The organism is Pantoea sp. Cr_R13, from assembly GCF_029222565.1.
GTDB classification, from domain to species: domain Bacteria; phylum Pseudomonadota; class Gammaproteobacteria; order Enterobacterales; family Enterobacteriaceae; genus Pantoea; species Pantoea eucalypti.
Genome location: NZ_JARHXL010000011.1, coordinates 110,901 through 123,167 on the forward strand (window position 1 = coordinate 110,901; position 12,267 = coordinate 123,167).

The window sequence follows — 12,267 nt, forward strand, 5'->3', positions numbered from 1 at the left end:
TGACGGCTGTCACTGAGATTCGCGGCGCCATTATGCGTCAGATTTGTGACACTTTTATGAAAAACATAACCTGCCTGTAACGCCGTTGGTAATCATTTATGACAGCGCAGCGACAATTTTTCGCTTTGGCCGCAGAGCCAGTATAATCGCCGGGCGAATCACAACGGCAGGGACTCATCATGCGCATCATTCATACTGCGGACTGGCATCTGGGGCAGTTCTTTTACAACAAAAGTCGGGCAGCCGAACATCAGGCGTTTCTCGACTGGCTGTTGATCCAGATTGAACAGCATCAGGTGGATGCGTTGATTATTGCAGGCGATCTGTTTGATACCGGCACGCCGCCCAGCTACGCCCGCGAGATGTTTAACCGCTTTGTGGTGGCGCTGCAGCCCACCGGTTGTCAGCTGATTGTGCTGGCGGGCAACCATGATTCCGTGGCGACGCTGAATGAGTCGCGCGAACTGCTCGCCTGTCTCAACACCCGGGTAATCGCTACCCCCCAGGAGCAGAATGATGTGTTGCTGCTGAACACCCGCCAGGGCGAACCAGGTGCACTGCTCTGTGCCATTCCCTTTTTACGACCGCGCGATATTCTGCGCAGCCGGGCGGGTCAGTCAGGGCGCGATAAACAGACCTCGCTGCTGGAGGCGATTGCCCATCACTATCAGCAACGCTTCGCCGCCGCTCAGGCGCTGGGTCATGCATTGCCGATTATCGCTACCGGACATCTCACCACCGTCGGGGTCAGCCAGAGCGATTCGGTGCGTGACATCTACATCGGTACGCTTGATGCCTTCCCCGCCAGTGCCTTTCCGGCCGCTGACTACATTGCACTGGGCCATATTCATCGCGCCCAGCGCGTGGCGGGCAGCGAGCATATCCGCTACAGCGGCTCGCCCATTCCGCTGAGTTTTGATGAGCTGGGCAGCGAAAAAAGCGTCTTTCTGCTGGAGCTTGCGGCAAGCGGCCTGCAATCCGTTACGCCACTGGTGGTGCCGCAGGCGCAGCCGATGCAGGTGCTGAAAGGATCGCTGGCACAGATTGCGGAACAGTTACACGCTTTCAGCACGGCTGAGCAGGAGAAGCCGACCTGGCTCGACATCGAAGTCACCACGCAGGAGTACCTGAGCGATCTGCAGCATCAGGTCGAAACCCTGACCGCCACGCTGCCGGTTGAAGTCCTGCTGCTGCGCCGCAGCCGCGAGCAGCGGCAGCAGAGCCTGGCGCGGCTCGACAACGAAACCCTGAGTGAGCTGAAAGTGGAAGAGGTCTTTGCCCGCCGGCTCGCGCTGGATGAGGAGCTGCAACCTGCGCAAATCGACGAGATGACCACCCTGTTCCGCCAGACGCTGGCCGCCATGGAAGAGACCCAATGAAGATCCTCACGCTACGGTTTAAAAACCTCAATGCTCTGCGCGGTGAATGGTTTATCGACTTCCGCGCCGAGCCTTTTGCCAGTAATGGCCTGTTCGCCATAACCGGCGCGACCGGCGCGGGTAAAACCACCCTGCTGGACGCCATTTGTCTGGCGCTCTATCACCAGACGCCACGCCTGGGCGCGATTTCCCAGAGCCAGAATGCGCTGATGACGCGCGACTGTGCCGAATGTCTGGCTGAAGTAGAGTTTGAGATCAAAGGCGAAGCCTGGCGCGCCTTCTGGAGCCAGAACCGTGCGCGCGGTACCGCCGACGGTAAGCTGCAGGCCCCGCGCGTTGAGCTGGCGCGCTGCGCCGACAACACCATTGTTGCCGATAAAGTCGGTGACAAGCTGAAGATGATCGAAACCCTCTCCGGGCTTGATTTCGAACGTTTTACCCGCTCAATGATGCTGTCGCAGGGCCAGTTTGCCGCCTTCCTCAACGCTAAAGCCAGTGAGCGTGCCGAACTGCTGGAGGAGCTGACCGGCACAGAAATTTACGGCCTGATCTCCGCCGCTATCTACGAACGTCACAAAGAGGCGAAAACGCAGCTGGATATGCTGCGCAGTCAGGCGGGTGCGATGGCACTGCTGGATAGTGACGCACGTGACGCCCTGCAACAGCAGCTTACCGATCTGACCGACGCGGAACAGCGGCTCAGCGCGCACTATCAACGGGCGCAGCAGCAGCAGCAGTGGCAACAGCAGGCGCAGCAGTTACAGCAGGAGAGTGAGCAGGCTGATGCCGCGTTGCAGCAGGCCCAGTCCGCATCCCAGGCGGCAGAGACGGACCGCCAGCGGCTGGCTCGCAGCGAACCGGCTGAAAAGCTGCGGATAAAACTGCAGCAGCGCGATGCATTACGCACCGAACAGCAGCAGATCGAGAGCCACTGCCAGCAACTGACCGCATCGGCGCAGCAGGCGCAGAATCAACAGCAGCAGCATCAGCAAAATTACACTGCTGCTCAGACGGCCCGCCAGCAGGCGCTTCAGGAACAGCAGCAGCAGGAGAACCTGCTGACGGAACAGGTATTGCCGCTGGATCAGCGAATCACGACGCTGCAGCAGCACTTTGCAGAGCAACAACAGGAAAATGCCCGCCAGCAACAGCAGGCTGACCAGACGCAGAACAGACTGGCGGAGCAGAAGCGTCAGGTCACGTCAGTGCAGCAGGCGATGACTGAACAGCATCAGTTACGTGAGCAGCTTGCCGATCTGGCGCATTGGGGCGCTTCACTGCCGGTATGGCAGGAGAACTTTGCCCTGCTGGCACAGCGTGAGGCGACGCTGGCCGAACTGCAGCAGCAGTGCGAACAGCAACAAAAACAGATCGACGCCCAGCAGGCGAAACAGCAACATCAGGCACAGCAGGCCCTGCCGCGCCAGCAGGCGGAGCAACAGGCGCAACAGGCGTTGTTGCAGGCGGAGCAGGCACTCACTTCGCTTCATGAACAGCATCCGCCCGCTGCACTGCGGCAGGCATTAAGCCAGTTGCAGACCAGCCGTCCGGCCCGTCAGCAACTGTTGCTGCTCTCCATGCAGTGGCAGCCACTGTATCAGCAACTGGGTCAGCGCCAGCAGCGTCTCACCGCGCTTGAAAAAGGGCATCAGCAGAGTGAAGCGGAACTTCAGACCCTGCGTGAAACGTGGAAACGCGAAAAACAGCAGCTGGATGACGTTGAAAAAATTTGTGCGCTGGAGCAGCAGATTATCGATCTCAGCGATTACCGCGCCCGGCTCACCCCCGATCAGCCGTGCCCGCTGTGCGGCTCCTGCACCCATCCGGCCATTGAAACCTACAGCACGTTGGAAGTGAGTGCTAACCAGCAACGCCGGGCTGCGCTGCAGCAGCAAACTGAGGCGTTGCGTGAAGCAGGAACGGCAAAAAGCGAACAGCTAAAACAATCTGCCGTTCAGCAGCAGACTCTGCGTGACGAAATCGCGGAAATGCAGCGTCAGCTTGACCAGCTTGAGCAGCAATGGCAGGCACTAAGCGGTGAGCTGGCACTTACCTTCACCCTTGCCGACCGCGAAGCGTTAGCCGCGTGGCAGCAGCAGCAAAGCGAACACGAAAGCCAGCTTGAGCAACAGCGACAGGCACAGGAAGCCGCCGAACAGGCACGTCAGGCCGCGAAAGATCACCATCTTCAGCAGTTGCAGGCCTGGCAGCAACATCTGCAGGCAGAGCAACTGGCGCAGCAGTCGCTGATCAGCCTGCAGCAGGCGCTGGATGCGCTGCAACAGCGGAAGCAGCAGGAACAGCAGGCCATGGCGCAATTGCAATCCCGTTTAGCCCAACAGTTCAGCGCCCACAACCTTGCCCTTCCCGATGCTGCGGATCGCGACACGTGGCTGGCGGAACAGCAGAGGCGCTGGCAGCGCTGGCAGGAGAGTGAGCAGTTGCTCGCTAACCTGCAGCCGCAACTGTTAAAAGGCGAAACCCAGCTCACCGCCCTGCAACAGCAGGCAGAGCAGGAACAGCAGCAACTGGCCATCCGTCAACAGCAGCAACAGCAGAACCAGACACTGTTAGGTGAAATGCGTCAGCAGCGTCAGGCGCTGTTTGGCGATCGCGAAGTCACCCTCGCCCGTCAGCAGATGCAGGCCCGTATTCAGCAGTCTGATGAACAGGTGGCGCAGCAGCTCGCTGCCCTGCAGCAGGCGCAGGCTGAGGTCAGTCGCCTGCAGGGTGAGCTGTCGGGACTGGAAAATCAGCGTCAGACGCTCAGCGGCAAACTGACAGAGGCAGAAAGTGCACTGCAGCAGTCACTGGAGAGTGCCGGATTCGCGGATGAAGCCAGCCTGCGCGCGGCGCTATTGGATGAGCAGACCGCGCTGAAACTGCGTCAGCAACTGCAGCAGCTCGATCAGCAATGCCAGCAGCAGCAGGCGCGACTGGCGGATCTGCGCCAGCGGCTCAGCGTTCATCAGCAAGCGAAGCCTGACGCGATGCCGGAATCCGCCGAAGCGCTGGCACAGCAGCTTGAGCAGTTACGGCTGGCACTGCGCGACAACGCCAGCCTGCAGGGCCAGGTTCAGCAGCAGCTGCACAGCGATGCCAGCCTTCGCGCCCGTCAGCAGAGCCTGATGACGCAGATTGAACAGGATGGTGTGGTGCTGGCGCAGTGGAGCCGGCTCAACGATCTGATCGGTTCCGCGACCGGCGATAAATTCCGGCGCTTCGCCCAGGGCTTAACGCTGGATCATCTGGTATCGCTCGCTAACAGGCAGCTCGATCGGTTGCATGGCCGCTATCTGCTGCAACGCCGGGCGCAGGATTTGCTGGAGCTGGATGTGGTCGATACCTGGCAGGCTGATGCGGCACGCGACACCCGCACGCTGTCGGGAGGCGAGAGCTTTCTGGTGAGTCTGGCACTGGCGCTGGCGTTATCGGATCTGGTCAGTCATAAAACGCGTATCGAATCGCTGTTTCTGGATGAGGGATTCGGCACGCTGGATGCTCAGACGCTGGATACCGCGCTGGATGCGCTGGACGCGCTTAACGCCAGCGGTAAAACTATTGGGGTGATCAGCCACGTGGAAGCGATGAAAGAGCGTATTCCGGTGCAGATTAAAGTGCGTAAGATGAATGGGTTAGGCTACAGCCAGCTGGAACTGCCGCAGGGATAACGGGCGCCAGCGCGCCCGTCTGAGTCTGATCAGCGGGCGCTAACCAGCGTGTAGCGTGGGCCGGTAAGTAACCCGCCCTGCTCGTTCTGGGACAGCAGTCGATTGCTGGTCAGTCCGGCCACGGTGTGCGCTTTATCAGTGACGTTGCTGGCAATCTGTTTGATCGCCGCGTTCACCAGCATCCCCACCAGTCCGCCATTGTTATTGTTGTTATCTTCACTGTCGCTGGCAGTGGCCTTACCCTGCCAGATCTCTTTGCCGCTGCGCAGATCCACCAGCCGTGCCTGGGCCGTTACGGTCGTCACGCTGTCAATGACCCGATAGCTGCTGCCATATTCGCTGATCGAGATATAGAGCGCGCTGTCGGCATGGAAAATCTCATTCAGACGCTTCGCGCTGACCGCCTGGGCGTCAGTGGCGCTGGTCACGCCATTCTGCTGAAAGGTCTCTTCAACAACCGCCACCGGGAAGACGTAGTAACCGGCTTCGGCCAGCGGACGCGTCACCAGCGAGTTCAGGCTGTGAGCAGCGTTGATATCCGGTGATTTATTATCCGCAGGCAACACCAGAATTGAGGCGGGCTTGCTGGCACGAAACGCGCTGTAATCATAAGGTTTTTTCGGGTGCGCACAGCCGGTCAGCAACAACACCATCAGCGCGCCGCTCAGGGCAATCAGTTTTTTCACTGAACCACTCCTTGTTTTTTACTCATCAGAAAATCCATGTAAGGTGCCGATTCGGGAAACAGTTGCTTCTCGATGGCAAACTGCTCAAAGGCTTTATTGGTGTTGCCGGTTTTGGCAAAGAGCAGACCCAGCTGGGCATGCAGGCCAGGCGCAACCGGCTGGTTAACAGCACGGGCTTTTTCGATATCCAGATTCAGCGCATCAATCTGCTTCAGCGGATCGCTGCCCGGCTGATAGTAGCTGTAGACCTGCTGCTGATAATCGCCCCAGTAGTAGATCGTCTTCGGCGCTTTTGGCGCACAGCCGGCCAGCAGCGCTGCGGCAATCAGCAGGCTGCTCAGTGTCATCATCTTCATTTACTGCTTCCTTATTTAGCCGGACGCCATGCGCCGTTGTTGATTCCATCCACTAAACGATCGACCGCTTCACGAATCGCCAGATCCATAACTTTGCCGTTCAGCGTTGAGTCATAGCTGCTGGTGCCGCCAAAGCCGATGACTTCACGCGCCGAAAGCTGGTACTCGCCTGCGCCCTGGGAGCTGTAGACCACTTCTGAAGTGGTGACATCCACCACATTCAGATTCACTTTAGCATAGGCGACCTGCGTTTTGCCGCGGCCCAGAATGCCCCACAGCTGCTGATCGCCCACCTCTTTGCGGCCAAATTCGGTGATATCGCCGGTGATGATGTAGTTCGCGCCTTTGATATTCTGCTGGCTGCGTTTGAAACCCGACTCCTGCTGCAGCTCTTTCAGGTTGCTGCGATCCAGCACGCTGAAACGGTTGGTCTGCTGCAGATGGGTAATCAGAATGGTTTTCGACTGATTGCCCAGCCTGTCGACGCCATCAGAGAAGATGCCGTTCATGTAGGAGGAGCGATTATCAAACTGGCCTACCGCAATCGGGCTGCGCACGCCCTGGTAAACCGGCTGACTGGCTGCGCGAACCTGCGGGGCCTGAATAGCGCGGGAAGATTCGGTGGCACAGCCGCTGATCAGCGACGCCATTAACAGGGAGAGTGCCGCAAAGGCATAATTTTTCTGCATTTCTAATCCATGAAGTAAAAGAGATGTAATCCGCGCCAGGGCGGTAAATTCTGGTTCTGTCGACAGTCGGAGTAATGCCATAGCATTCATGATGCCGGTCTGTAGACTGTCGGCAGCAGACAGGAAGATCTTTAAGGAAAATTGGCCAGTTAAATGAATTTAATTAATATGAAGATGAGAATATTGCTGGGGATGATTATTGCAGTGTCGCTCAGCGCCTGTCAGCAACCTGTGACAAAGCAACAGGATAGTGTGGCAAATCTTTGTCAGCCTGCGAAAGGTCCGGACAGCAAATCCTGTCACTGGACTAATCAAATGCAGCCGGTGCTCAACAGGCAGTTCACGGATGCGGCACGTTATGCCGGCCAGCAATGTCTGGTACGGATGGAGTGGCAGGAGCACAGCAGACATTATGCGGTGACCCAGACTCAGGGTGATGAAGCGCTCTGCCTGCGTGCCTGGCAGCTGGTGGCGCAGACCCGCGATCTGCCGCCGCCACCGGAGCCCGGGCAGCCGGCGTGGTTCGGCTTTGCGCCGCGCGGTTAGCTGGCCAGACCTTCCTGACGCCACTGGCGCGGACTGATGCCAAACCAGCGGCGAAACGCGCGTGAGAACGCACTGACTTCCGAATAGCCCAGCAGCAGCGCCATCTCTGAGATCGGCAGCTGCTTTTGCTGCAGATAATACGTCGCCATTTCGCAGCGCACCTGATCCACCAGCGCGGTAAAGCTACTGCCCTCTTCGCGCAGCCGCCGCTGCAGTGACCAGCTCGACAGCCCGAGTTTATCCGCCACCTCTTCCAGCACCGGCTCACCCTGCATCAGCGATAAATTAACCTGCGATCGCGCCTGTTGAATCATGCTTTGCTGTGACGTACCACGATTAAGCCGCCGGATCGCATCCTGCATCACCATTAACAGGATCGGCTCGCTTTCAGGCATTGCGCGTAGCAGATCGCGCTTCGGGATCACCAGCGAATTAAACGGCTGATCGAACCAGACCGGCGCATCAAACACTTTACAGTGATCGTGCCACTGGCCAGGACGCGGATGTTCAAAGTGAACTTCACGAGGTGCCCAGTGCCTGCCTGCCACGTGACGGATCAGATTCATAAACATGCCAAGCGTCAGCTCGGCGTCCTGACGGCGCGACAGGATTGCGCCATGTCGCACCTGATAGTCGAGCCGCCAGCACTCACCCTTATCCACCAGCCGGGTTAAGGTGTCGTGCTGATGCCAGGGAAACGCATTGACCACATTGTGCAGCGCCTGCTCCAGCGTGTCGGAGCACAAGCCGATGTAGCCAATCAGGCCTAATGACTGCGGTTTAAACTGCCTGCCGTAGTGCAAACCGAAGTTATCAAAACCAGAGTGGCGCGCCGCCTCTTCCAGTACCCGACAGTAGTTAACCAGTCCCAGACTCAGCGTCGGGCTGGCCAGGCGCTCGGGATCGATGCCGCTGATGCCGAAGATGCGATCAACATCGCCGCCCTGGGTATGAATAAAGTCGCTTAAGCCGGTCGCCGCCGCTGCCAGCACGCCGTGATTGCCTGCTCCCGCCGCTGCAGAACAGGCCGCAAAGGCATCAGGCTTTATCAGTATGGGATTCATGGTCGCCTCTGTCAGAATTCAGGTGGATCACCCGTCACATGATCAGAGCAAATTCCATACCAGGTCCCCGATGCCTGCCATGCCGCCTGTGGGGGCGTCAGGCTCCGCACGGGCATCGCATCGGGCACTGCGGCGGCGCAGTCACGCCCGCCGCTGGTGCATCAGACGCCAACCGGCAGCTGCTGACCGTCCAGATAGCGGCGGCAAAGACGAACCGAATGGCTGGCCCACTCCGGACCCAGACTGTGCGCCATTTCAGTCTCGGCATGGGATCCCACCCATGCAGTGAGCTGGATGCGACGCTGGATCAGCAGCGCGGGTAACATGGCCATCTCCGCGTCGCTGATATGCGCCACCTGCTCGTAACCGCGAATCCAGTGATCGATCCACTCTGGCGCGCGCGGATGATGCTCAACAAAACTGATCGCCGCCGCCAGATCGTGCAGATACCAGCCAAGTCCGCAGTCATCGAAGTCGATCACCCGCGTTTCACCCTTGTGCAGCAACAGATTGGTGAGTCGCAGATCGGCGTGGATCAGGCCATAACGATCCGATCCTTTGCCAAACTGCGCCATCGACGCACCCACCTGACTTATCGCCTGCTCGACCACGCCGTGATCGGCGGGATTCAGATTGGGCGCATCCTGCCAGCGTCCCCAGTGACTCTCGCTACTCGTCATGGTGTGGTGATCCCAGATAATCCGCTGGAAACCTGCAGGCGGCTGCCACTGTTTACTGTGCTGATGCAGCCGCGCGGTAATCCTGCCCAGCTGCTGAAAAGCGCGGGGATCGACGTCGGTGGTTGGCATCTCGCCATCAATCCAGTGAAACAGCACCACGTAGCGCTCACCGCCATCCGGCAGTCGCAGCGTCAGTACGGTTTCACCCTCTTTGTCCGGCACCGCTTCCGGCACCATAATGCCGGTTTCACGCAGCGCATCGAGCCACAGCAGCTCACTCACAATGTCCGCTTTTTGATGGTAATCGCCGCGATGCAGCCGCAGCGCATAACGCCGGCCTGCTGCCTGCAACAGGAATGTGGCATTCTCTGAGCGGCACAGCAGGCTGAGATCTCCCTGCAACGCGGCGGGATAGCAGGCCAGCGCCTGCTGCGCCATCAGGGTGAGTTGGGAATCAGTCAGGTTGTCATATTGTTTAGCGCTCATCAGTCCGGCTCCTTTTCACTTGCGTTATCTCAGCATGCGTTGCCAGAAGGTGAGCTGCTTGACCTCAGAAGAGACAAAGTTGACCGCAGCGTGCATCCGGCCCGGTTGTTGCCTGTGAGTTGACCGTGGAGGACAGAAGTCACTGCGCCCGCGTCAAGTCGTGGTGAGTAATGCAACGGCATTATCACCTTACTTTAGTCGTAATGGCGGTGTAACGCCGCGTGCGACCAACAACGACGGGGATAACAGTATGACAAACAGACTCAAGCCCACGCTGGGCACCCTGCATCTGTGGGGGATTGCGGTTGGCCTGGTGATCTCAGGCGAATATTTCGGCTGGAGTTACGGCTGGGCTGTGGCGGGCACGCTGGGATTTCTGGTCACTACCGCGCTGATCGCCACGCTCTATACCTGCTTTATCTTTAGCTTCACCGAACTGACCACTGCGATCCCTCATGCGGGCGGGCCGTTTGCCTACAGTCGTCGCGCCTTTGGCGAAACCGGCGGACTGATTGCCGGTCTGGCGACGCTGATTGAGTTTGTCTTTGCGCCACCGGCGATCGCCATGGCGATTGGGGCTTATCTCAATGTGCAGTATCCCCAGCTCAACCCAAAAACTGCGGCGGTCGGGGCTTACCTGGTGTTTATGACGCTGAATATTCTGGGTGTAAAACTGGCGGCGATGTTCGAACTGGTTGTCACCGTGCTGGCTGTCATTGAGCTGCTGGTGTTTATGGGCGTGGTCTCACCCGGCTTTAGCCTGGCGAATTTTGCCGCGCACGGCTGGGCAGGCAGCGATACCTTCGGCATGCCCGCCTTCTCCGGTATTTTCGCCGCCATTCCCTTCGCCATCTGGTTCTTCCTTGCCATTGAAGGTGCAGCGATGGCCGCCGAAGAGGCAAAAGATCCCACACGAACCATTCCCCGCGCCTACATCAGCGGGATTCTGACGCTGGTGGTGCTGGCGATTGGCGTGATGCTGATGGCAGGCGGCGCGGGCGACTGGCGCAAACTCTCAGACATAAACGATCCGCTGCCGCAGGCGATGAAAATGATTGTCGGCGAACACTCTAACTGGATGCATATGCTGGTGTGGATTGGCCTGTTTGGTCTGATTGCCAGCTTCCACGGCATTATTCTCGGCTATTCACGGCAGTTTTTTGCTCTGGCACGCGCGGGCTATCTGCCGCCTTCTCTGGCAAAACTGTCACGTTTCCAGACCCCGCATCGGGCGATTATTCTCGGTGGTGTACTGGGTATCGCGGCGATTTACAGCGATGGCGTGATTAATCTGCAGGGAATGACGCTGACGGCGGCGATGATCACCATGGCGGTGTTTGGCGCGATTGTGATGTACATCATGAGCATGCTGAGCCTGTTTAAACTCCGCCGCAGCGCGCCGGAAATGCCCCGCAGTTTCCACGCGCCGGGCTATCCGATTGTTCCGGGCATCGCCCTGCTGCTGTCGGTGGTCTGTCTGCTGGCGATGCTGTGGTTTAATCCGGTAATTGGCGCACTGTTCTTTGCCATCATGCTTGTCGGCTATATTTACTTCCTCGCCACCAAAGCGCAGCGCGACCGGGCGCCACAGGACACGATGCTGGTGGGCGAATAAACGCGGCGCGGCAGGATGCCGCGCCGTGGGTTACGTTCAGCGCCTGAAATCCAGGCGCTGAACGTCAGCGGATGTGCGGGACACTCAGCCGTTAAGCGGCCAGAGCCACGCGGCACCGCGTACGCCACTGGAGTCGCCATGCTGCGCCTTCAGCACCGGCGTTTCACACTCCCCGCCGAATACCCACTGCTTCATCAGCACCGGCACGGTCTGATAGAGCCGATCCACATTGCTCATCCCGCCGCCCAGCACGATCACATCGGGATCGATCAGGTTCACCACCTGCGCCAGCGATTTTGCCAGACGCAGTTCATAGCGGCTCATTGCCAGTTCGGCGATCGGATCCTGCTGCGCCAGCAGCGAGACGATCTCCGCGCCCTTGCGATGTACGCCGCTCAGCCGCTGATAGTCGATACCAAAACCGGTGCCTGAAACAAAGGTTTCGATACAGCCCTGCTGCCCGCAATAACAGGGCACTTCCTGACGATAACGCAGCTCATCCTCATCCATCCACGGCAGCGGATTGTGGCCCCACTCACCGGCATTACCGTTGCCACCGATGCGCGATTCACCGTTAATCGCGACACCTGCACCCGATCCGGTACCGATAATCACGGCAAACACCAGCGACTGTCCGGCACCGGCACCGTCGACCGCTTCCGATACAGCCAGGCAGTTAGCGTCGTTGGCGATGCGCACTTCCCGGTTCAGCGCCTGAGCCAGATCTTTATCCAGAGGCTGGCCGTTAAGCCAGGTGGAGTTCGCATTCTTCACCCGCTTACTGAAAGGCGAAAGCGAGCCGGGAATGCCCAGGCCGACCGTACCGGTCTCGCCAGTTTTCTGCTCCGCCAGCGTGACCAGATCAACAATTGCCTGCACCGTTGCCTGATAGTCGTCACGCGGGGTATTCACGCGGTGACGGAACAGCTCCTGTCCCTTATCTGACAATGCAATCACTTCTGTCTTGGTGCCACCCAGATCTATGCCTATGCGCAAGGTTACTTCCTCGTTATTCGTTCAGGTGAGAGATACAGTAAAAGGCGGCTGCCTTAAAGGCAATGAAACCACTCCGATGTTTCGCTATCATGCGCGCTG

Annotated in this window: 10 protein-coding genes; 4 read left to right on the top strand and 6 right to left on the bottom strand. The window is 58.8% G+C overall.

What is annotated here, in order from left to right; genetic code table 11:
- Positions 1-179 precede the first annotated feature (179 nt).
- Both sbcD and P2R09_RS06865 read left to right on the top strand, forming a co-directional pair.
- Complete coding sequence (gene sbcD, locus P2R09_RS06860) at positions 180-1,379, top strand: exonuclease subunit SbcD (protein WP_275768322.1); 1,200 nt, start codon at positions 180-182, stop codon at positions 1,377-1,379.
- Positions 1,376-5,050, top strand: a complete 3,675-nt coding sequence (locus P2R09_RS06865) for an AAA family ATPase (protein WP_275768326.1) — start codon at positions 1,376-1,378, stop codon at positions 5,048-5,050. The genes sbcD and P2R09_RS06865 overlap by 4 nt, the downstream gene beginning before the upstream one ends.
- A gap of 29 nt (positions 5,051-5,079) precedes the next feature.
- Here the strand turns inward: P2R09_RS06865 and P2R09_RS06870 are convergent, their stop codons facing one another.
- Genes P2R09_RS06870 through P2R09_RS06880 form a run of 3 tightly spaced genes read right to left on the bottom strand, consistent with a single transcriptional unit; the run spans position 5,080 to position 6,781 of the window.
- Positions 5,080-5,736 carry a DUF799 domain-containing protein gene (locus tag P2R09_RS06870; RefSeq protein ID WP_275768329.1) on the bottom strand — a complete coding sequence of 219 codons (657 nt, stop codon included), beginning with the start codon at positions 5,734-5,736 and terminating at the stop codon, positions 5,080-5,082.
- On the bottom strand, positions 5,733-6,092 hold the full coding sequence (locus tag P2R09_RS06875) for a DUF4810 domain-containing protein (protein WP_275768332.1): 360 nt from the start codon (positions 6,090-6,092) through the stop codon (positions 5,733-5,735). The genes P2R09_RS06870 and P2R09_RS06875 overlap by 4 nt, the downstream gene beginning before the upstream one ends.
- An 11-nt stretch (positions 6,093-6,103) precedes the next feature.
- On the bottom strand, positions 6,104-6,781 hold the full coding sequence (locus tag P2R09_RS06880) for a CsgG/HfaB family protein (protein WP_275768335.1): 678 nt from the start codon (positions 6,779-6,781) through the stop codon (positions 6,104-6,106).
- Between the two features lie 168 nt (positions 6,782-6,949).
- Here P2R09_RS06880 and P2R09_RS06885 point away from each other — a divergent pair, with 168 nt between their 5' ends.
- Positions 6,950-7,327, top strand: coding sequence for a cell envelope integrity TolA C-terminal domain-containing protein (locus P2R09_RS06885; protein WP_275768338.1), 378 nt, complete (start codon positions 6,950-6,952; stop codon positions 7,325-7,327).
- Here P2R09_RS06885 and P2R09_RS06890 read toward each other — a convergent pair.
- On the bottom strand, positions 7,324-8,391 hold the full coding sequence (locus P2R09_RS06890) for an AraC family transcriptional regulator (RefSeq protein ID WP_275768340.1): 1,068 nt from the start codon (positions 8,389-8,391) through the stop codon (positions 7,324-7,326). The genes P2R09_RS06885 and P2R09_RS06890 overlap by 4 nt on opposite strands.
- Before the next feature lie 161 nt (positions 8,392-8,552).
- Positions 8,553-9,557: a phosphotransferase gene (locus P2R09_RS06895; RefSeq protein WP_078804148.1), complete on the bottom strand. Its 1,005-nt coding sequence runs from the start codon at positions 9,555-9,557 to the stop codon at positions 8,553-8,555.
- Between the two features lie 250 nt (positions 9,558-9,807).
- Here P2R09_RS06895 and eat point away from each other — a divergent pair, with 250 nt between their 5' ends.
- Positions 9,808-11,172: an ethanolamine permease gene (gene eat / locus P2R09_RS06900; protein WP_275768347.1), complete on the top strand. Its 1,365-nt coding sequence runs from the start codon at positions 9,808-9,810 to the stop codon at positions 11,170-11,172.
- A gap of 84 nt (positions 11,173-11,256) precedes the next feature.
- On the opposite strand, the gene mak is transcribed toward eat, so the two are convergent.
- Complete coding sequence (gene mak / locus P2R09_RS06905; RefSeq protein WP_275768349.1) at positions 11,257-12,168, bottom strand: fructokinase; 912 nt, start codon at positions 12,166-12,168, stop codon at positions 11,257-11,259.
- Positions 12,169-12,267 lie beyond the last annotated feature (99 nt).